Source organism: Mariniphaga sediminis (genome assembly GCF_003573545.1).
Taxonomy (GTDB): Bacteria; Bacteroidota; Bacteroidia; order Bacteroidales; family Prolixibacteraceae; genus Mariniphaga; species Mariniphaga sediminis.
Genome location: NZ_QWET01000002.1, coordinates 78309 through 99715 on the forward strand (window position 1 = coordinate 78309; position 21407 = coordinate 99715).

The following is a 21407-nucleotide window of genomic DNA, read 5'->3' on the forward strand; positions in this document are numbered from 1 at the left end:
ACACAAAAAAGTTTTATAGCCGCAACAATGATTGTGTCTTTCACATTATTTTGAACCTGTACTACTCCCTTTCCTCTTTGTAGCCATAGCATATTCCAAACATTTAGTAATTTTACCTTTTTAGAAATCACAACAATGAAAGAAATAGAAATCTATTGCCACAACACACGCTCAAAACACACCTATCCGATGGGCGCCTCCCTTATGGACATAAGCCGTGATTTGAACATTCAATTAAAAAACGTTGTATGCGGAGCCATAGTAAACAACCAGGTACGCGAACTCTCCTTTTGCTTGGTAAAACCAAAGCACATTGAATTTTTCGACGTTTCGCACCCCGACGGGATACGCATGTATATCCGCAGTTTGATTTTTGTATTGTACGCTGCAGTAAAGGAATCATTTCCTCATGTTTTGCTGCGCATTCGCAAAGGTATATCAAACGGTTATTTTTGCGAACTCTCCGGTTTTGGCAGGGAAATTACCGAACCTGATATCCATGCTATAAAAAACGAGATGCACGAACTGATTGCCCAAAACATTCCTTTCATAAAAAAAGGACTGCTTACAGAAGATGTGGTAGATCATTTGGTTAAGGAAGGTCTGGAAGAAAAAGCCCAGCTTTTTGAACAGAAGGGACATTTATATTCCAGTCTTTATTTTCTGAACGATTTGGGAAATTATTTTTACGGTCACCTGCTGCCCTCAACAGGCTACATCAGCAATTTCGACCTGGTTAAATATTTCGACGGTTTGCTGTTGCGGGTTCCCAACCCCGATAATTTTAACGAGTTGCAGGAAGCGCCGGAACAAAAAAAACTATTTGAAATTTACCAGGAACACAAAGACTGGGCGCAAATTTTGGACGTGGCAACCGTTTCAAACCTCAATGAATTCACCCTGAAGAAAAAAGGCGGGTACATTATAAAAATTTCCGAAGCGCTGCATGAAAAGAAAATCGCCGAAATTGCCAACCAAATTCATGAACGCGACGGAGATATACGCATGGTGTTGGTGGCTGGTCCGTCAGCCTCCGGAAAAACAACCTTTAGCAAACGACTGGGCGTACAACTGGCGGTGAACGGACTTCGTCCTTTCCAGGTTTCACTCGACGATTATTTTGTTGACCGGGAACATACCCCTCGTGACGAACATGGAAATTTTGATTTTGAATCTCTGGATGCCATCGACATTGATTTCTTTAACGAACAGCTTCTTGATTTACTGAAGGGGAAAGAGGTGCAACTTCCCAAGTTTGATTTTCACAGGGGGCGGCGTTTTATGAATGGAGATCATCTGCGATTGCGTACCGGTGACATCCTGATTGTTGAGGGAATTCATGGCATGAACCCACGACTGCTTCCCAGGATCGAAGAAAAAAGCACCTTCAAAATTTTCATTTCAGCGCTTACCCAGATCTCCATGGACGAACATACCCACATTTCCACTTCCGACAACCGACTGATCCGCCGGATAATTCGCGACAGCAAATACCGCGGTTACGGGGCTGCCGAAACCATTAAACGCTGGCCTTCGGTAAGAAAAGGGGAAGAGCGGAATATTTTCCCTTATCAGGAGAATGCCGATGTGATGTTTAACTCAGCCACCCCGTATGAACTTGGCGTGCTGAAAAAATATGCAGATCCGTTGCTGAAACTGGTACTTGAAAACCAAACGGAATACATGGAAGCTATGCGGCTACTGAAATTTCTGTCATTTTTCAAACCCATCGACGATGAGGAAATACCCCCAACTTCTCTCATCAGAGAGTTTTTGGGAGGAAGTAGCTTTTTGTATTAATTTTCTTTACCTTTAAACAAAAATCAAAAAATATTTCACCTTTAAACTGATATATTATGGCATTTGAATTACCAAAATTACCGTACGGGAAAGGTTCGCTGGAACCTTTCATTAGCGAAAAAACCATTGATTTTCATTATGGCAAGCATCATCAGGCCTATGTAAACAATTTGAACAACCTGGTTCCCGGAACTGAATTTGAGAATGCTTCCCTCGAAGAAATCATCCAAAAAGCAGAAGGCGGAATTTTCAATAATGGAGCACAAGTTTGGAACCACACGTTTTATTTCTACCAGTTTAACCCGATTGGATGTCATGAGCCGAAAGATGAAATGAAAGCTGCCCTTGAGGCAAAATGGGGTACCGTGGAAGCATTTAAGGAAGAATTCTCCAAAGCAGCAGCTACCCTGTTTGGTTCGGGATGGGCCTGGCTCGTACAGAATGAAGCGGGAGAGCTTGAAATAGTACAAACAGGCAATGCCGGAAATCCTTTACGAGAGGGAAAAACTCCTCTGCTCACCTGCGATGTGTGGGAACATGCTTATTATCTGGATAAGCAGAATGCCCGTCCGAAGTACATTGAAGATTTCTGGAGAATCATCGACTGGAAAGTAATCTCAGAACGGCTTACAAAGTAGCAATACACTTTAAGACTCATTGAGACAGGTTACTAAAAATCAAAAACATGAGTACAGAAAAAGTATTTGAAACCATGAAAGCTACCGGCAAACCGATGAAAGCCGGTGAGATTGCAGAGGCTGCCGGCCTTGATAAAAAAGAGGTGGATAAAGCGATGAAAGTCCTTAAAAAAGAAGGAAGAATAGAATCGCCCAAAGTGTGCTACTGGCAACCTAAGTAAAAAACAAAAAAAGGCAGTTGGTAAATGAATGTACCAACTGCCTTTTCAACTTACAAAAGTGTTAGCCTGTTTCGTTTTGAACGAAATCATTTCTCCCACAATTGTTCCATTTCCTCCAATGTTTTTCCCTTGGTTTCCGGAACCATTTTCCACACGAAAAGAAGGGATAAAATGCTCATCAATCCGTAAAATCCATAAGTGAAGCCTCCGCTAAATTCCATCATGGCCGGGTAGGTAGATGATATAAAATAATTGGCCGCCCATTGTGCTGCAACGGCAACCGCAACAGCTTTTCCCCTTACCTTGTTGGGAAAAATTTCGGAAATAAGAACCCAGGTAATCGGCCCCCACGACATCATAAACGAAGCCGTATAAATAATGATAAATACCAATGTCCCTATGCCGATAACCTGCATAAAAGCCAGCGCTGAAATGGCAAACATCCCCAGCGCCATGCCAGCAGAACCAACGATAAGCAGCGGTTTTCTCCCCCATTTATCAACCGTAAAAATAGCTACAACGGTAAAAATCACATTTACGATGCCCATGATAACGGTTTGCATCAAAGAAGCATCTTTAGCGGCTCCCATGCTTTCAAAAATTCGCGGCGCATAATACAACGCAACGTTTATTCCCACAAACTGCTGAAAAACGGAAAGCAGAACACCTATAATGATAACTTTTCTTCCGAATGAAAATAACTTACGGGATGCATGATGTTTTAGGCTTCCTTTAATCTCTTCCAGAATATCACCTGCAATTTTCGGCCCGTTGATTCGGGTCAGGATTTTTAAAGCCTCCTCATTTCTGTTGGATAATGAAAGGTATCTTGGTGTTTCCGGAACAAAAAAAAGCAGGATTCCAAACAGGCCGGCCGGAATGGTTTCCGAAAGAAACATGCGTCGCCAGCCTATATTATTAATCCACTCCAGTGTTTGCCCGTTGGCGATGCCCCAGTTTACGAAATAAACGACCAGCATTCCAAAAATAATGGCAAACTGGTTCAGTGAAACAAGCTGCCCCCGTATTTTGGCCGGGGCAATTTCTCCAATATACATCGGGCATACCGCTGAAGCCAGTCCAACTCCCATTCCCCCAATGATTCTGTAGAAATTAAAAACCAGCAATAGCCCGATAGATGGTTCGCCCCGCTGAAAAAACAGAAACTCAGGGAACCCAGACCCCAGCGCCGAAAGAAAAAATAAAATGGCTGCCAACATAAGGGTCCTTTTCCTTCCAAATTTTGATGCGAATACCCCTGAAGCTAACCCGCCTATAATACAACCAATTAATGCGCTTGAAGTAGTCAATCCATGAATCAGCGTACTAAGCCCCTGACTTTCTATCAAGTAGGCTTGTATTGACTTTTCCGCACCTGAAATAACTGCCGTATCGTAGCCAAAAAGCAACCCTCCCAGTGTAGCTACAATAGTGAGGGCGACAACATACAATTTATTCTGGCTCATACCATTAGATGTACCAGTTTATCAACTGCTCCAGCAACTCCTGTTTTCCGCTAATCTGCATTGGTTCGCCTACTTTACCTGCCATTCGGTACAAATCTTCGAGGGTAAGTTTTCCTTTTTCGAAATCAGCGCCTTGTCCGCTATCAAACGAAGCATAACGGGTTTCCCGCATTTTCAGGTAATCGGATTCATTCAGGATTCTGTCAGCAATAATCAGCGCCCGCGCAAAAGTATCCATACCCGAAATATGCGCAATAAAAATATCCTCCAGGTCAGTAGAATTTCTTCGTGTTTTAGCATCGAAATTGATTCCTCCGGTATCAAATCCGCCGGCCTGGATAATTTCCAGCATAGCTTCTGTCACTTCATATACATTGGTTGGAAATTCGTCGGTATCCCATCCGTTCTGATAGTCGCCTTTATTGGCATCAATAGACCCCAGTAACCCAACATCAGCCGCCATACGCAGGTCGTGTGCAAATGTGTGCCCTGCCAGTGTGGCATGGTTCACTTCAATATTTATTTTGAAATCTTTATCGAGTCCGAAGTGGCGCAAAAATCCGATTACAGTTTGTGCATCGTAGTCGTATTGATGTTTGGTAGGTTCCATCGGCTTGGGCTCCACAAGGAATGTTCCTTTAAAACCCTGCTTACGGCCGTAATCGCGCGCCATTCCGAGGAATCGTCCCAGGTGTTCCATTTCACGCCTGGTATCTGTATTGTGCAGGGTCATGTAGCCTTCTCGGCCACCCCAAAAAACATAATTTGAGCCTCCCAAAACAACCGTGGCATCAATGGCATTCTTAACCTGAACAGCAGCATGGGAGACTACATTAAAATCGGGATTTGTTGCAGCGCCATTCATGTAGCGTGGATTGGAAAACACGTTGGCCGTACCCCAAAGTAATTTTACACCCGAGGCTTCCTGTTTTTGTCGGGCAACTTCTACCATCTTTTCCATCCGTTTTTCGATTTCGAAAACGGTTCCGTTGCCCACCATATCCACATCGTGAAAACAATAAAACGGGATGTTCATTTTTGTAATAAACTCAAATGCGGCATCCATCCGTTCTTTGGCTGCATCAAGCGGGTCGGAAGCTCCGTCCCACGAAAAAATTTGTGTACCGGGACCGAAGGGATCCTCGCCTGTCCCGCAGAACGTATGCCAGTAAGCCACTGCAAAGCGCAGGTGCTCCTTCATCGACTTTCCTGCCACCACCCGGTTTTCGTCGTACCACCTAAAAGCCAGCGGATTTCTTGATTCCGGGCCTTCATACTTTATCTGGCCAATGCCTTTAAAATACTCTTTGTTCCCTTTTAATACTTCCATCTTATCTGATTTTAATGAATATTCTTACACAAACGGTTCAACAAATGACTTCAGATCACTGGAGAACAAGCCGGAAAAATCAAATTACCTGCTTCAATACCTGTTTCCAGTTTTCGTATGCTTCCTGGTACTCTTCGGCTTTTGATTCATCAGGCTCCACTGTTTCCAGTTTGGTCAGACTCGCAAAGGCTTCTTTTGGTGAAGCGTAATAGCCGGAGCCAATGCCTGCTCCCCTTGCCGCCCCCACCGAACCATCGGTATTGTATAGTTCAATGGTGGCTCCGGTTATCCCGGCCAGTGTATCCCGGAAAACCGGACTGAGAAACATATTGGCTTTTCCTGCGCGGATAACAGATGCCTGGATACCTGTATTTTGCATAATGTCCATTCCGTATTTAAATGAAAATACAATTCCCTCCTGGGCAGCCCTCAGCAAATGTCCTTTTTGGTGTATGTTAAAATTAATACCGTTAAAAACCGACCCGATATTCCGGTTGTTCAACACCCGTTCGGCACCGTTGCCAAAAGGCAGAATCGTAAGGCCTTTCGAGCCGACAGGTATGGTTGCAGCCAACCGGTTCATTTCTTCGTAATCCAGGTTTTCTCCTGTCATCCGTTTCATCCAGGCATTTAAAATACCTGTGCCGTTAATGCAGAGAAGAACACCCAGTCTTGGATTTTCGGGTGAATGATTTACGTGGGTAAAGGTGTTTACCCGGGACTGCGGGTCGTACCTGATTTCGTCACTTACGCCATAAACCACGCCCGAAGTGCCGGCGGTAGCTGCAATTTCACCCGGATTCAGAACATTCAGAGACAGTGCATTGTTGGGCTGATCTCCGGCGCGGTAGCTCACTTTTGTTTCGGGCGAAAGTCCCAGTTCAGCCGCAACTTTCCGATCCAGTTTCCCCTGTACTGCAAAAGTTGGAACTATTTCCGGAATAATTTCCGAAGGAAACCCATAGGTTTCGAATAACATTCCGGCCACGCTGTTTTCCTTAAAATTCCACATTATGCCTTCTGAAAGGCCACTCACAGTGGTTTGTATTTCACCGGTTAATTTCATGGCAATGTAATCGCCCGGCAACATTATTTTATATATTTTCCCGAAAAGTTCAGGCTCATTGTCCTTCACCCACTTTAATTTCGATGCTGTAAAGTTACCCGGAGAATTCAGCAGGTTGGCCAGACAACGTTCAGCTCCCAAAGCTTCAAAAGCCTGATCTCCGATAGAAGCAGCGCGACTGTCGCACCATATAATGGAAGGGCGGATGACCTCTTGTTTATTGTCCACCATTACCAGACCATGCATTTGGTAAGAAATACCAATAGATCCGATTGCTTCCGGATCGACCTGCGATTCTTTCAAAACCTCGGCCAATGCACATTTCAGATTTTGCCACCACAACTGTGGTTCCTGCTCAGCCCAGCCTGCCCGATGCGCCGTTATCGGCATCTCTGTCTTTGGATAAAAGGAGGTAGCCACACAATCGCCGTTTTCCCCGTTAACCAGTGAAACTTTCACAGAGGAGCTTCCAATATCGAATCCAAGTAAATACATAATGTTTAATAGTTTATACCTTCATAAATTATCGAACTGTTCTGTTCTGGTATGATACCAAAAGTAATTTCAAAATACGGGGATTCAAAATTCAAAAAAATGTTATAGAACATGTTTCGAAAGAGGGAATCGCTCACATTACGTCCCCTCCCAGGCAATGTGGTCAAATGACAACCACCTGAATTCCTGTTCATCCTTTCTGCCACAACACAAGGCATATAAGTCGCAGCAGCAAATAATATTAACCATCAAAGTCCATCCCGGTACTGATTGCTACCCGGTTCCATGCATTGATGGCAACCACCGCCATAATTAACAAAGCCAGGTAGTTCGGACCAAACAGCGTTTCTGCTTTCTGGTAGGTTTCATCTGAAAGGCCCCCATTACTTATCAAGGTAACTTCTTCTGTCAATGCCAAAATTGTTTTTTCTTCTTCCGTAAATAATTTGGTTTCGCGCCAGGCATTGAGCATATAAATGCGCTGTTCACTTTCACCATTTTTTCTTGCATCTTCCGTGTGCATGTTAATACAAAAGGCACAACCATTGATTTGCGAAGCCCTGATTTTAATTAACTCAAAGTGCTCCCCCAGTAATGCGGAAGTTTGAAGATAATTTTCCAGTTTATACAAGCCTTCGTAGGCAGCAGATTCCAACTCTTTAATTCTGATTCGTGCTTTCATTGTTTTGCTTTTATGTTTGTGCAAAGGTTAAAGACACGCTTCAAAAAAATATTAAACTGGTTTAAGATCGTTTTTTGTTCCGTATTTCACTCAAATACTCGGGAGTAATGCCCAGGTAGGAAGCGAGCATATACTGAGGAACCCGCTGCACAAACTCCGGAAAATTATCGTAAAAATGATTAAAAAGCTCTTCCCGTGAAAAGTCTTGTAAGTACATTTCCTTCATTTGGGCAGCGGCATATGCCCTTTGGTAAATTATCCTAAAATACTTTTCCATTTCAGGATACCGGTCAAGCAATTCATTTTGCCGGCTATAATTGAGAAAAAGAACAATTGATTTTTCAACAGACTGAATGTAAAATCCGGTACGCGACTGGTTCAAAAAAGATAAATGATCGGTTATCCACCAATTTTCAATGGCAAACTGGGTAGTATGCTCCATGCCCTTTTCATCAATAAAATACATACGAAGGCATCCGCTTTCAACAAAAAAATGCTCCTGACAAACCTGTCCTGCAGTCATCAGACTCTCTTTTTTCCGGTAACTGGCCCTTTCAAAAAAGGAAAGAATGCCTGGAATATGCTGTGGTTCGATACGCCCATATTTCTTCAGGTGCTGAATAAAAATCTCAGAATTTTGTATCATCTCCGGTTTACTTAAAATCCATTGCAGGGATAGTTTCTTGTTTTTATACCAGATTTCTTAGAGCTCCCATGTAAATAACAACTGGTACTACGTGTTTACTGGCTGTTATTCTTCTCTGTTGAATTATAAACAAGATGTTTTGAAAAAAGTTATGCCTCTTTGAGACTTGTAACCGGAAAACCGAATGGGGTAACAATACATATACACCTTCCCGTTATGATAATGAAGACAAAAAAAATTGCTGGCCCGCTGCAAATATCTGTTATTCAAATCTGATGAAAAATGGAGCCAGTCAAAAAAGGAATACTTCTGCCGAATCATTCAAAGCCAAATTAAAAGCTTTCAGAGTTACACTAAGAGGTGTTTGCGATGTCAAGTTCTTCCTTTTTAGGGTAGCTAATATTATTGCCTGAAAAACTAAATCCACCGGATTTTCAAGATGAGCCCTCATTACAGGGAAATCTTAAACTTCTTTGAAAATAGAAGTACAAACGCATCTGCTGAATCTTTTAATGCGAAGTTGAAAGCTTTCAGAGCTACACTAAGAGGTGTTTGCGATGTCAAGTTCTTCCTTTTTAGGGTAGCTAAAATTTTTGCTTAAAAAACTAAATCCACCGGATTTTTAAGGTGAGCCTTTATGAAGGTTATCAGTAAAAACAAAAAACCGTCCCAAAAACTTGTTTTGAAACGGCTCTTTTGCGGTGACGACGAGACTCGAACTCGCGACCTCCGGCGTGACAGGCCGGCATTCTAACCAACTGAACTACGCCACCTTTTTTTTACAATTCTTTTTAAGAACTCCCTTTTCTTTGGCTGTTACCATTTGATAAGGTGCTGCAAATATATACTTTCTTTTTTTTCCTGCAATACAAAAAAACAACATTTTTAAAATTAGTCAAAACCAACTGACACACAAAAACTTAACACAAATTATTTCACCATCCTGACAAGATTCCGGGGTAAAAGGGAAGCTTCCCCGTTCCATCTGTAAGCCAGTAACGACCTGCTCCCGGTAACACAACCGTCGATACAACAGATATTTGGCCGGATAATGTGCGGGCCGTTGCCCCGGCAGTAGTGCCCGAAAAATACAATCGGAGCTTCTTCGGTATAAGGAAGACCGGACGGAAGAATTTGAGGAGGCACCGAATAATCGGGAAGGTGAAATTTACTTTCAAATGAGAGTTCCTCAAACGTTTTTCCGGCGGGTTCTTCCCACCAACGCATCCTGAATGAACGGGGCGAAACCCCTTTATTGTTGATGATTTTTAAATCGCCCGGCATTTTAAACTGTGGCCCCTTTGTGAGAAGCCAAATATTCTGCGCCAGCTCTGAACCAGGATTTTTGTGTACCCGCCGGAAAGTCTCCTTTTTAATTCTACCCGCAGGGAGACTGTTTTTCAGGTATTCCACCGCTTCATCCGACCAGCAGGCATGTACCACCCTGATTTCATCCAGTTCAAGGAACAGCGGAAGAGAGCGAAGCCATTTCAAATGTCCTGTCCACTCTTCGGAATACCCTGCAAATTCATTCATGGTTTTCAGTACCGAAATGAAATTTTTAAACGGAGGTTTTATCATGGCAATGCCATTTTTATCTTTCAGGTGTGCAATAATCGCATTGATTTCATGATTTCCCAGAACGGCCAAGGCATTTCCGTTTTCCACCATGGTACGTATCATACGCATGGTTTTGCGAATTTGAGGGCCGCGGTTAATGAAATCGCCCACAAAAACTGCTTTTCTTCCCGGGTGCGAGTACCCGTCAGACGTCTTATTGTAGCCCAGTTTCAACAGCAGTTGTTTCAATAACTGCGCATGTCCGTGAACATCTCCAATAATATCATACATAGGCAAACAGTAAAATCCGAAAATAAAAAACAGTTATCAGAATCGATATCTGTTTTTGGTATTATTTTTTTCTCTTACCAAAAATAGGCATAGAAAACGAAAACAACAGCAATAATTGTCACCTGATTAATCACACACCAACGATTTCAAGAAGCGCATATTTTAGTTCATTGCTCCTTCGTCCACCATCCGGTCAGGTGCCGATACCGAAATGGTTATTTTTAACATACTCACCGGGAATATCCGTTAGTATTTGACAATTCTTTCCAGTTCCTCTTCTACCCTGTTGGGTTTCACTTTGTAGTAATAAGCTCCCTTTTTCGATTCGGTAGAGTTTTTCTGATCCAGCTTTTCCAGGACACCCAGCGATAACACTTTTTTACGGAAGTTTCCGGGATCGAATGTGCGCTGATAAATAGCTTCATACAATTTGCGTAACTGGAGCAAGGTAAACCGGGAAGGCAGCAATTCACTTCCCACAAGGCTTGATCCCGCTTTTTGCTCAAGTCTTCTGAGCGACTGTGCAACCACTTCATTGTGATCGAAAATAAGCGGAGGCAATTCGTTAATGGGCCACCACTTTGCACCAAATGAGTCGGTATTGTTTCTTTTGTAACGGTCAATTCGAATAAGCGCAAAATAAGTAATACTGATAACCCTTTCCACCGATTCCCGTGTCGGGTTTGAAAAGGTATAAACCTGCTCCAAAAAAATATTGTCGAGACCGGTTGTTTGGCAAAGTACCCTGTGTGCAGCCTCCTCCGCCGACTCATTTTCCCGGACAAAACCGCCCATCAACGACCATTCTCCTTTCACCGGTTCAAAAGCACGGGGGTAAAGTAATAGTTTTAATTCACCCGCTTCATAACCGAAAACCACACAGTCTACTGCTGTTAAAAACCGGGGATGTTGTTTGTAATATTCCATTTCGCTCCAAAAAAATGTAAAACTAAAAAAAGTGCCTTTTACCGTTTTACATTTTCTACTGTTTTTCAAAAAAAATTGCTGTCCGACAGAAAGTAGCCGCACTTTTTCAGCAAATCGTCAGTCTGTTCCATAAAATTCAGACAAATGCATTATTTTTACAGAGATTTAAATCAACAAAACAACTAATATGAGTAAAAAGACAAACACGAAGAGTGGATTATCACGTCGAAAATTTATTGGAACAACAGCCACTGCAGCAGCGGCTTTCTCAATGATACCGGCAGGTTTTGCCAGTGCGCTTGTTTCACCGCGAAAACCGAATTCCAGATTTGGGGGAGTCCAGATAGGAGCCATAACGTACAGCTGGCGTAGCATGCCGTCAACGGCACAGGATATTTTGGATTATTGCGTTGAAGCAGGTATCAGCTCCATTGAGTTAATGGGCAATGTAGTCGAAGAGTTTGCCGGTATTCCTCCCATGCCTCCCCGGCCGCCACGGGAAGCTCATGAAAACGAACAGGCCCTTTATCGACAAAAAGCAGAAGTGGCTCAAAGCAAACAGCGCAATTGGCGGCTTTCGGCGTCGATGAAAAAGTATGTGGAGCTAAGAAAAATGTTCAATGCGGCCGGTGTAAATATCCATATTGTAAAATTTTCACCTGCCAAATGGAGTGAAGGAGAAATAGATTACGCATTTAAAGCAGCCAAAACACTTGGAGCCAAAGGCATTTCAAATGAAATCGGGCACGAAGCCTGCGCCCGGTTGGGAAAATTTGCAGAAAGGCACAACATGTACGCCATTTTCCACAACCACTTGCAACCCGGAGAACCCGGATTCAGTTTCGATGAATTTCTTTCCTATTCGTCGAAAAACATGCTAAACTTCGATGTGGGACATTACTGGGGGGCTACCGGTAAACATCCGAATGAAGTGATTGAAAAGTTTCATAATCGTATTTTCAGTCTTCACTTAAAAGACAAAACCGGAAAAAATACCAATCCGGCGAACACCAACATGCCTTGGGGTGAGGGAGATACACCCATTGCAGATATTTTGCAACTGATTCAGAAAAACAAATGGCCCATTTACTGCGACATTGAATTGGAGTATCCGGTTCCGGAGGATTCAAATGCCCAGAAAGAGATAATCAATTGTGTAGAATATTGTAAAAATATTTTAGCCTAAATAAAACAGAAGCCGGTGGTTTAATCCTACCGGCTTCCATACTTTAGCCCACTTTTATCTTCCTCCTTTTATCTTTGGATTCGATATAAATTACTTTTCTCCCATTGTCCCTTTAAAAAGCGACAGCAGCTCTTCAATCCTTTCCTCTTTTTCAGCAAATCCGACCGACCGGAATGAATCACATAATGTTTCCAACAGCCGGTGAATAAACGATAAGTCGGACAATGGTTCGATAAATTTTTCCACCGGGGTATAATTATTTTTTTTCAGGTGATAGTTAACTTCTTTCCGGCTGGCAATGGATCCTTTATTGGATGCATTAATATAAAACAGCACATCGGAGGGAGTATCTTTTCCATGCACCCTTTTTGCCAAATCTCCATCTACAATGGCAATCAGCGGGTTTTTCGGAAAGTCGGTAAACCGAGCCGGCAGGCCCAGTTGGCGTGCAACAATGGTATAAAACAAGCTGAGGGAAAGCGGATTTCCTTTTTTTGTATCGAGCAACTGGTTCAGATAACAATTCTGAGGCGACTGAAGGTTATTATGGTTAATTGAAAAACCGTGAATATTAAAAAGAAAGTGGTTCAGAATAGTTGTCTTTTCCAGTAAGGTCAGTGAATCGTTCAATTCCAGCCAAACCTCGTTTTTTAGTTTCTCGATTTTATGCCGGACCCCGGCTTGATTAACGTCGGGATACTGAAACCTGTCGATGGTTAAAAAACCTTCCAGCAAGTCCTTCTCCCTCGAAAACATCCAGCTTTTCAGCAGGTTTTTAGTTTTCTTAAACTGCAAATCCTGTATCAGGTTTTCAATACGCTCCTGGCAGGTTTCATCGAAACTGTTTTCCCATTTCTCTTCCAGTGCAGGAATGATAGAATAGTTTTCTTTCAACAATTCTCTTTCAACCGATTCAAAAACCAGGTTGTCGGGGTCGTCCAGCAAATCGATCAATGCCTTCAGCCTGCTTTTTCTCATTAATATTTATTTGGTTAAACAGTCCAGTACCATTTTTATCAACTTCTTCATTTCCGGCCTGTAATTTTCATTTGCCTGTCCGGTAAACCGGTTGGCAATAATCAGGCAAATCGTAAGAGCCTGGTGTCCCAGCATTTTCGACAGCCCGTAAATAGCCGAGCTTTCCATTTCAAAATTGGTAATTTTCCAATCTTCGAACCGGAACTGTTCAATCAGCTTGTTCAGTTGGGGCATAGCCAGTGGCAGACGGAGTACCCGACCCTGCGGCCCGTAAAATCCGGGAGCGGAAATGGTCACTCCTTTTCTGAATTCAGCCCCGTTAAACCTGTCTGCTAACCGCTTTGAGGCATCCACAACATAAGCATCGGGCAATGTATCTTTCCAGCCGGTAAATTGTTTGAAGGCTTTTTCAAATGGCAAATCACAAAATGGTTCGCTATGGGCATAAAACTTCAGCATGCCGTCGAACCCAATTGACTTTTGCGAAACCACATACGCATTTACGGGAATATCTTCCTGCAATGCGCCCGAAGTACCAATACGAACAATTTTAAGCGAACGTTTCTCCTTTTTAATTTCCCGTTTTTCCAAATCGATATTCACCAAAGCATCCAGTTCGTTTAAAACAATATCAATATTATCTGTACCTATTCCGGTAGAAATTACTGAAAACCGTTGATTATTATATCTGCCTGTCACCGTATGGAACTCGCGGTTTTGAGCGGAGAAATCGATGGTATCGAAAAAATCAGCCACCGTCTTTACTCTTGCCTGATCACCCACCAAAATAACCTGGTCTGCTAAATTTTCAGGTTTCAGGTGTAAATGAAATATGGTACCATCGCTATTTAGTATTAGTTCCGATTGTTGTATCATATTATTATGATTAGACCGTCAAAACTATTCAAAACAAGATGAATAGACAATTTTTAACTGAAAAACATATAAACAACCAGGGAGGTAACATTATCTGAAATGCTTAATATTGTTAACAACTTGGAAGGATAATGTCGTGCAGAATTACATAATTATTAGATTATAATCGCTTAAATTTCTATTTTTGAACATGTAAAACCAAAAACTAGGCTCATGTCGTTTAAAATATTTTCCCTTCAGCTTACAGGTAAAATTAAGCCGGTGGAGAAGACGGAACAACAACGTCAAACATTGTACAACGATTACCTTGAATTTATAAAAACAGACAAATCGGAAGAGCTGACCTCTTTTCTGGAGCTGGAAAAGGAAATAAATTCTGCTGCATTTAAAAACAGGAAGAATGAAATTCAGTCGCTGCAGTTTAAAGACAGTGAGGAACATAACCTGCTGAAAGAATTTGAAAAACTAAAAAGCACCAAAAAAATAAAGAAATACCTTGCAACGGAAGGCTCGGAAGCCTTGAAACGTTTTGAGGCTTTAAAAGAATCTGAAAAAATCAAATCTTACTATCAGCTTTGGGAATATGTAAAAGAAGGCGATTTTGAAAAAGAAAAAAAGGAGATACAAAGCCAGGTTTATAAAGGCTCAACAGAAGAAAGGCATTTTCTCGATTACAATAAACTTTTAAAATCGCCTGGCATTAAAGCCTACATGGAATTGGCCGGTTCGCAGGCCCTTGCTGCCCACGAAAACTTTGCCGGTTCGGAAAAACTAAAAAAATATCTTGAGCTGAAAAATACCCCTGAAAGAGATAAACAAAAACGAAAGGAGTTTAAAATCCTGAAAAAGGAACCGGAAATAAAATCCTATTTCAAATTCGAACACTCAAAAAAATTAAAACTTTACCACGAAACAGCGGGTAGCTACAACCTGAAAAAGCTGGAGGAGTTAAAAGCTTACGTAGAGAACGATTCGTTCAAAGAAAGAGTGGCCCACCTGAAGGATAAACAGAAATTTGAAAAAAGCGAGGCTTTCAAAAAATGGCAAAATTTCAAACAACTGGCTGCTGACCAAGACGTAAAGTTCTATTTGAAATTTGAAAAATCAGCAGACAATTTGAATTACCTTGATGTAAAAAATTCATTCGAGCTTAAACGGTACTTTGAATTAAAAAATATTGTCTCTTCCGAAGATTTCCAGAAAAGGAAGGCATACCTTGAAGACAAGAAGAAATGGGAAAAATCGGAAGAATACGCCAGGGAACAGAAATACTTAGAGATGAAACAATGGCCGCATCTCTTAAACTATTTTAAATATAAAGGAACCAATACATTCGATTTTTTTGAAACGTGGGAAGTAAGTTTTGAAGACGATTTTGCCGGAAGCCATCTTAACGCTGAAAAGTGGTCAACCTCGTCGTTATGGGCGGAGAAAGCCCTGGGACGTAACTACTCCATGCCAGGCGATTTACACCTGTTCACCGAAGGTAAGAACATACAAACCGGCGGAAAACTGGTCATTGAAACGCGCAAAGCAAAAGCCGATGGAATGGTCTGGCAAATGCCCGCCGGATTTGTTCCTGCAACATTCGATTACACATCGGGAATTGCGTCTTCTGCCAAAAGCCTTAGCCAGGAAGACGGTATTTTCGAGGCAAAAATAAAGTTCGAACCGGAAAAGGAGGTGGTAAGTTCTTTCAGCTTACAGGGTGAAAAAAGTTTCCCGGCGATCTACCTGCCGGAAATGGGCGCCAAAAACCGGATAGGGGTTGCCACACTGGATGCAAACGGCAAACTGCAAATGAACGGTCTCGACATTTCGAACCTGAAAAAAGGGAAATGGTACATTTTCACCTTCGAAAAATCAGGAAAAAGTTTAAGCTGGAAAATCAACGACACCGAAGTGCTCAGAATGGACCAACAAAACATCGACTTTCCTTTACACATTCATTTACAGAGTATCGTATTAAGTCAAATTTCAGGCTCAAAACTGCCAGTCCGGTTCCAAACCGGATGGATAAAATGCTATAAGAAAAAATAGTTGGAATTTAGGTCCCACTCCAACTTGAACCTAAGACATAGAATCCGGAAGATATTTTCGAGCTAAGGCTGACTTTTATCTTCGTCCAAATTTTTTTCAAAACTAACTTTGAAGGAGTGATTATATTTCACGAAACAACATGAGTTCGATGTAAGAAACTTTACTTACAAAACCTTATTCATAACAACAGACTGGTTATCCACGTGTTTGAGGCTTTGCCCCAAACCCCACTTCATTTTTCTCCTAGATGAGAAAAACGAAACACGAGGAAGGCATTTCCGAGCATCATGTCAAAATTAACCTTTGCGTTTTTTCAATCTGGCGAACTGGCCCGACTGACGGAATTTTGACACAGCCCGCATCAGGTACAGCTAAAGCCAGGAATTGATAGAATAAGCTGGTCCACAAATGAACATTTATGGCTAAATAAAGCATATCGCCGTGATGGTCTCGGTCGGTAAGCCATTTTCCTTCGCCGGGAAGTTTCCCTAGCGTATTATACCTAGCCTGCAGCAAGCAGGACAGGCTGCATAATAACTAAAAGTCCGAAAGGATTAATTATACAGGAACAAAATGTTGCTTTTACCCAAAAATCAAATTCAGTTAATTCTGACTTTTACAACCACCTTTCTCACTTTTCCATTTTCACCTGACTTCAGGCAGGGACGGTGGGCATCGTCCGGAAAAAAGACAAAAAACTTTTCAGAATTTGCAAGCCGGTAGTTGTTTTGCTCTGCCTCAAAAAAAGCAACATCTTTTTCTCCGTCATAAGGTTCAGTTACCGAAGTATTCTCCAGAGGGGTCACCCCTATTTTTTCCTCTCCTGTAACCAAATACTGAATATCGGCATACTTCTGATGGGCTTCAAAACGGGTATCTTCCTCGTTTCTGGTGACGTACTCATCCACATTAATAAACAAGTCTGCTCCTTCCAGTTCATAGCGTCCCGGAGACAGAGCTGCCAAATCTTCATTTTTCAAAAAGGTAAAAGCCTTTTGCCAGCGCTGGGAATTTTTAAAATACTGCACTGCCATTTCTTTCCGGTCTACAGTTTCATCGGGTTGAACCTCCCATTCTTCTCTCCACTCCCCTTTTGCATACCATTCATTCAACTCCTTTTCGTCCCAGTTTTCAGGGTTCACCTTTTTCGACTGATTACATGCTGCGATCATAATAACTAAAATTATCAAGACATTAATTGATTGTTTTTTCATTTTATTTTCATTTTGTTAAAACAGTTTGTTTAATGCGATTCCAGTAAATTCCAACAGTAAAAATTGCCGCGGCACCAAAATACTTTTAACAAATAATTATGAAAAGAATCCTTTTCGTAAAAAAACAAAAGCCTTTTTCGGTAATCCTTACCTGATTTGGAAACATGTAACATTGAACAGAAACGTACGCTGTTCCAAAATCCTGTAAATATAGTAAAACAAGCCATAAATACGTACCATCCAAAATATGAAACCGGCTCATTCGGCACCAAAATTTTTCACACCGATTTTTTGATTTTAACGACAACCTGACTAAATGCACCTCTCCTTTTGTTTCAAAAGGGAACTTTCGCCCTCCATTCAGGTACGCACTTTTTGTTCAGTAACCTTTTCTCCAGCAGGCTGAAAAATACTTTTTCCTTTCTAAAAAAAAACCGGGCCTGTATTAAACCGGACTATATTTCACAGAGCATCCTTCTATCAGAAAAAACGATGCAAAATCCAATCTGTTAACTTAAAAGAATAACTTCTGCGTTTAATCCTTCTACATCAACGTTAAACCGTTTATCCCCGTAAACAATTGTCAATTTTTCCGGGGTTTCCGACAGGTTCCACAACAACATTGAATTTATCGACGGATACCATGCACAAGCTATGGGTAAATCTTCCTCCACATAAGGGACATTAGTCAGGCTGGATATAATTTCGCGCTTAAATGAAAATATATCATCCATGGTTTCGGGAACATATTTCATGGCAGTCACATCCTTATACTCCGCTTTATTATGAATGAGTTTTGTTCCCCGGTTTTTTAGCTTTCCCTCCATTACCGACCGTGCGTCAAATTCTGAAAGGAACGTCCAGCCATCTTCGCTTAAAACATCAGTAACCTCAAACGGCACGCCTGATGCAAGGAATAAACTGTTTGGCTTATCTGTACTTATAAAGCGGCTCGCTTCTCCCCAATAATGTTTAAAAGGTCCGCTGGGCTTTTGCCCGGCAATTTTTGCATGAAGATCTGCACTTTTCTTCATCGCCGGCGAAAGCGTTGACCAGTACTCCGGAGGGAAAGTAGTCAACCCGCTCATAAACATTGTATTTCGCACATCGCTCAACAGCGAAACATTTAACTTGGCAGCCAGATTTTTTGCCGACAGGTTTTCTGGCGGGTAAGCTGTTGTTTCGCTAAATGCAAGTTCAGGAGCCACGTAACGCCTGTGAAAAAGAGAACTGAAAAGTTCATCGGTTTTACCTTTAACTCTTCCAAATGAATCATCACCGAACATCATTTCGCCCACACGCATAAGAGAGCCTTTATAATCGGCTAGCCGGATCCCTGATTTTTCAGCCCCCATGTACATGACCATTATCCCCAGTTGAATATCAGGCACAGCCGATTGCATCTGTTTATATGCCGCAGAAAGCCGGTCGCAGGTATAGTTTACCCAGGAATATAAGGTATCGGTAATTTCACGTTGTTTTATATTATCAAGCAGGTCATTCCATGCATTTTCGTTGTACCCGTATTTAGCAAGGAACTCCTGTTTATGTTCCGGACAAAAACATCCCCCGACCATACCGGGATAAATTCCAAGTCTGTAATCGTCATCCAGAAATACCTTTTTAAAACCAATCCCTTTGGCTCTTTTCATCGCTTCAATATTCTCTTCAACAATTGGAGGATGAATGGAAACGCCGGAATATAAAGTTCCGTTACTTGTTGTTTTTTTCTTCCAGTGCTTTGGCGTAATATTGGGAATTTCACCTTCTATCCCCAATGCACTGCCTGCTTTAGATGCCGACAAATCAGCAGGATGCCCCAATGGTACGTTTAAAATATGAGCAGCGATCCCTTTTTCAAGAAAACGTTTTCTCCAAAACTCAATTCTTTCAACCGGATAATACCAGTATCCATTAAGCCATCCGGCCAACCAGGCATCTGTTATCCCGCTTTCAGCAATAACATCAAAGAGATCCGGATTTTGATCTAATACTCCCGTGCTTACGCACAAACTGTATCTTCGAATACTTTGGGATTTGTTTTGAGAACAGCCCGTAAGAAAACTGCTTAAATATGCTCCTGCTCCAATACTGGCACACGAACTTAGGAACCTTCTTCTTTTCATTGTTTTATTGGAATTAATTGTTTGCAATTTTACAAAAAATAGATATCCGTAAAACAGAATTCGTATGAGTTCGTAACCAAATTTTTGAAATCCCTGAATGTGTATTGAATCCGAATATTTGTTTCTACGCTGTTTTGACTTTCTGCTATTTTCAACAAGACCCCATGGAATAAAAAAATGGGCTGTTACCACTCTCGTGTTTTGTACTATGTTATAGCATTCGATAGAATTTGCCCGTTCATTTCAGCACCTTGTAATTCCTGTACTCGAACAACCTGACACCGAATGTTTTCTCAATGAAGTAAAGCACCCGGTATTTCAGTTTCATTTTTACCTTTTTCACATCAACATAAACCTGCCAGTTCATCCGGTCAATTCTATCCTGCATCACACGGGGATGGCTGCCGTCAAATTTGGCCAGCGCATCGTATTTTCCACTGTAGTTGAATTCTTTTTCGCCCGCAATTTTTTTGGCTTCAGCAGTAGAAATTCCATCGTAAAACCTGCGTACCTCGTTAATTTTATCCTGCATAAATTTTGGGGGACGTACCCAGCCGTAGTGGTAAATCTCTGCGCCAGTAGGTACCACATTCAGTTTGCGTCCCTTTTTACGAAAGCCTTGGGCATCACGGTAGGAACGAATGGTTTTATCGTTTCGGATTATCCGGATTTCGTTCCGGTACCATTTACGCGAATTGCCCACATAATCATACGTGCCGTAAAAATGTTTGTATCCGAAGAGCAATCCCTCCACTTGCTTCTGGCGCAAATTATCGCGCATGGCCCGTTCAATGGGGAAAAGGTATTTTTCATGCACCACTTCGTCTCCCTGAATGTAAAAACACCAGTCAAACTCCGGAGGAATGGCATCAAAAGCTTTATCGGTTTCGGCAGCGTAAACCGCGCCGCCTTTTTGCAGTGTTTGATCCCAAACCGTATCAACAATGGTAATTTTGTCCGGATCAATCTTTTCAATCATTTGGCGGGTCTTATCCTCTGAATTTCCTACCGCCACTACAAAATGGTCACAAAGGGGCATAATGGAAGTGATGGCTTCCACCACCGGAAAATCAAACTTTTCCGCATTCCGAATAAATGTAAATCCACAGACCTTCATACTGCTTCTTTTTTTCGCAGGTTCCAAAAAACAAGGGCAAATTCAATGGCCGAAATCAGCATTAAGCCATTCCCTAACAGTTCAATTCCTTCTTCGGCTGCAGCCTTTGCCAGACGGTAGTTATCTGCATCGTACATGAGTAACCAAAACCCGGAACGCCCCATAAGCCGGCTAAAAATATAGGTGACCAGAAATCCGGCAAAGAACCAGGCAGAAGCTGGTTGTGCAAAAAACGTCTGCGTAGGTTTTCCCATTTTTTTATAATCACGAACTACCAGCCATATAATAATGAAAAGCACCAGCAAAGAAGGGTAAAACCACCAATCAATTAAAAAATTGAATTCGCGAATAAAGGAAATGAGGAAAAAAAGTGACACGATATTGGTCACCGGCTGAACAGGACGATGTCTGTATCCCAGCAATAAGTAAAAACCAAACAAGATAAACAGGATAATTTCCTGGGAGATTTCAGTAAAACTGATTTCCCCGAAATAGCCCTCTTCCATCGGATATTTTGCATCGAGCCTGACAATTTCTGCCAACCCGACAACCAGTAACGAATAAAAAATGACCTTAACGGCAACAGCCAGCGTGGTATGGTTTTTCATGCTCCCTTTTTGATTGGGCTAAATTAAACTTTTTAGCACGCATAAAAAATACAGGATACTTTTAAAATGACACAAATTCCGATTCACTGCGCATAAATTATCAGCGAACCGGTATTCTCACACCCTCAAGGCTAAATATT

At 41.8% G+C, this 21407-nt stretch carries 19 protein-coding genes and 1 tRNA gene; 6 read left to right on the top strand and 14 right to left on the bottom strand.

Going from position 1 to position 21407, the window contains the following annotated elements; genetic code table 11:
* Positions 1 to 135: 135 nt before the first annotated feature.
* From D1164_RS02660 to D1164_RS02670, 3 genes are read left to right on the top strand one after another with little or no spacing between them, the layout of a single operon-like run.
* Complete coding sequence (locus tag D1164_RS02660; RefSeq protein WP_119348400.1) at positions 136 to 1800, top strand: nucleoside kinase; 1665 nt, start codon at positions 136 to 138, stop codon at positions 1798 to 1800.
* A gap of 56 nt (positions 1801 to 1856) precedes the next feature.
* On the top strand, positions 1857 to 2438 hold the full coding sequence (locus tag D1164_RS02665) for a superoxide dismutase (RefSeq protein WP_119348401.1): 582 nt from the start codon (positions 1857 to 1859) through the stop codon (positions 2436 to 2438).
* 47 nt (positions 2439 to 2485) lie between these two features.
* A complete protein-coding gene (locus D1164_RS02670; protein WP_119348402.1) occupies positions 2486 to 2659 on the top strand; it encodes a helix-turn-helix domain-containing protein in 174 nt (57 codons plus the stop codon).
* Between the two features lie 86 nt (positions 2660 to 2745).
* Here D1164_RS02670 and xylE read toward each other — a convergent pair whose 3' ends face one another.
* From xylE to D1164_RS02700, 5 genes are all read right to left on the bottom strand, one after another.
* On the bottom strand, positions 2746 to 4125 hold the full coding sequence (gene xylE / locus D1164_RS02675; protein ID WP_119348403.1) for a D-xylose transporter XylE: 1380 nt from the start codon (positions 4123 to 4125) through the stop codon (positions 2746 to 2748).
* Positions 4126 to 4129: 4 nt separating this feature from the next.
* Positions 4130 to 5455, bottom strand: coding sequence for a xylose isomerase (gene xylA, locus D1164_RS02680; RefSeq protein ID WP_119348404.1), 1326 nt, complete (start codon positions 5453 to 5455; stop codon positions 4130 to 4132).
* 79 nt (positions 5456 to 5534) lie between these two features.
* Positions 5535 to 7016 carry a xylulokinase gene (locus D1164_RS02685; protein WP_119348405.1) on the bottom strand — a complete coding sequence of 494 codons (1482 nt, stop codon included), beginning with the start codon at positions 7014 to 7016 and terminating at the stop codon, positions 5535 to 5537.
* A gap of 241 nt (positions 7017 to 7257) precedes the next feature.
* Positions 7258 to 7698: a carboxymuconolactone decarboxylase family protein gene (locus D1164_RS02695; protein WP_119348696.1), complete on the bottom strand. Its 441-nt coding sequence runs from the start codon at positions 7696 to 7698 to the stop codon at positions 7258 to 7260.
* Between the two features lie 61 nt (positions 7699 to 7759).
* Positions 7760 to 8344: a Crp/Fnr family transcriptional regulator gene (locus D1164_RS02700; protein ID WP_119348407.1), complete on the bottom strand. Its 585-nt coding sequence runs from the start codon at positions 8342 to 8344 to the stop codon at positions 7760 to 7762.
* Between the two features lie 439 nt (positions 8345 to 8783).
* Between D1164_RS02700 and D1164_RS02705 the strand changes: the two genes are divergently transcribed.
* Entirely contained in the window at positions 8784 to 8945 is a 162-nt protein-coding gene (locus D1164_RS02705) for a transposase (protein ID WP_119348408.1), read from the top strand.
* Positions 8946 to 9043: 98 nt separating this feature from the next.
* Here the strand turns inward: D1164_RS02705 and D1164_RS02710 are convergent.
* From D1164_RS02710 to D1164_RS02720, 3 genes are all read right to left on the bottom strand, one after another.
* Positions 9044 to 9117: transfer RNA gene (locus D1164_RS02710), tRNA-Asp, on the bottom strand.
* Between the two features lie 157 nt (positions 9118 to 9274).
* Positions 9275 to 10195, bottom strand: coding sequence for a metallophosphoesterase (locus tag D1164_RS02715; protein ID WP_119348409.1), 921 nt, complete (start codon positions 10193 to 10195; stop codon positions 9275 to 9277).
* 246 nt (positions 10196 to 10441) lie between these two features.
* Positions 10442 to 11122: an NUDIX hydrolase gene (locus D1164_RS02720; protein ID WP_119348697.1), complete on the bottom strand. Its 681-nt coding sequence runs from the start codon at positions 11120 to 11122 to the stop codon at positions 10442 to 10444.
* Positions 11123 to 11309: 187 nt separating this feature from the next.
* Between D1164_RS02720 and D1164_RS02725 the strand changes: the two genes are divergently transcribed.
* Positions 11310 to 12308 carry a sugar phosphate isomerase/epimerase family protein gene (locus D1164_RS02725; protein ID WP_119348410.1) on the top strand — a complete coding sequence of 333 codons (999 nt, stop codon included), beginning with the start codon at positions 11310 to 11312 and terminating at the stop codon, positions 12306 to 12308.
* Positions 12309 to 12398: 90 nt separating this feature from the next.
* Here D1164_RS02725 and D1164_RS02730 read toward each other — a convergent pair whose 3' ends face one another.
* Together D1164_RS02730 and D1164_RS02735 are read right to left on the bottom strand one after the other, a co-directional pair.
* Complete coding sequence (locus tag D1164_RS02730) at positions 12399 to 13286, bottom strand: transglutaminase-like domain-containing protein (protein ID WP_119348411.1); 888 nt, start codon at positions 13284 to 13286, stop codon at positions 12399 to 12401.
* A 6-nt stretch (positions 13287 to 13292) separates the two neighbouring features.
* A complete protein-coding gene (locus tag D1164_RS02735) occupies positions 13293 to 14162 on the bottom strand; it encodes a nucleoside phosphorylase (RefSeq protein WP_119348412.1) in 870 nt (289 codons plus the stop codon).
* 213 nt (positions 14163 to 14375) lie between these two features.
* Here D1164_RS02735 and D1164_RS02740 point away from each other — a divergent pair, with 213 nt between their 5' ends.
* On the top strand, positions 14376 to 16202 hold the full coding sequence (locus D1164_RS02740) for a hypothetical protein (protein WP_119348413.1): 1827 nt from the start codon (positions 14376 to 14378) through the stop codon (positions 16200 to 16202).
* 599 nt (positions 16203 to 16801) lie between these two features.
* On the opposite strand, the gene D1164_RS02750 is transcribed toward D1164_RS02740, so the two are convergent.
* The 4 genes from D1164_RS02750 to D1164_RS02775 all read right to left on the bottom strand — a co-directional run bounded on the left by D1164_RS02750 (position 16802) and on the right by D1164_RS02775 (position 21267).
* Entirely contained in the window at positions 16802 to 17416 is a 615-nt protein-coding gene (locus D1164_RS02750; RefSeq protein ID WP_119348415.1) for a YhcH/YjgK/YiaL family protein, read from the bottom strand.
* Between the two features lie 509 nt (positions 17417 to 17925).
* Complete coding sequence (locus D1164_RS02765) at positions 17926 to 19542, bottom strand: hypothetical protein (RefSeq protein ID WP_147371997.1); 1617 nt, start codon at positions 19540 to 19542, stop codon at positions 17926 to 17928.
* 238 nt (positions 19543 to 19780) lie between these two features.
* On the bottom strand, positions 19781 to 20659 hold the full coding sequence (locus D1164_RS02770) for a glycosyltransferase family 2 protein (RefSeq protein ID WP_119348419.1): 879 nt from the start codon (positions 20657 to 20659) through the stop codon (positions 19781 to 19783).
* On the bottom strand, positions 20656 to 21267 hold the full coding sequence (locus D1164_RS02775; protein WP_119348420.1) for a hypothetical protein: 612 nt from the start codon (positions 21265 to 21267) through the stop codon (positions 20656 to 20658). Before D1164_RS02775 ends, D1164_RS02770 begins: the two co-directional genes overlap by 4 nt.
* Positions 21268 to 21407: the final 140 nt, after the last annotated feature.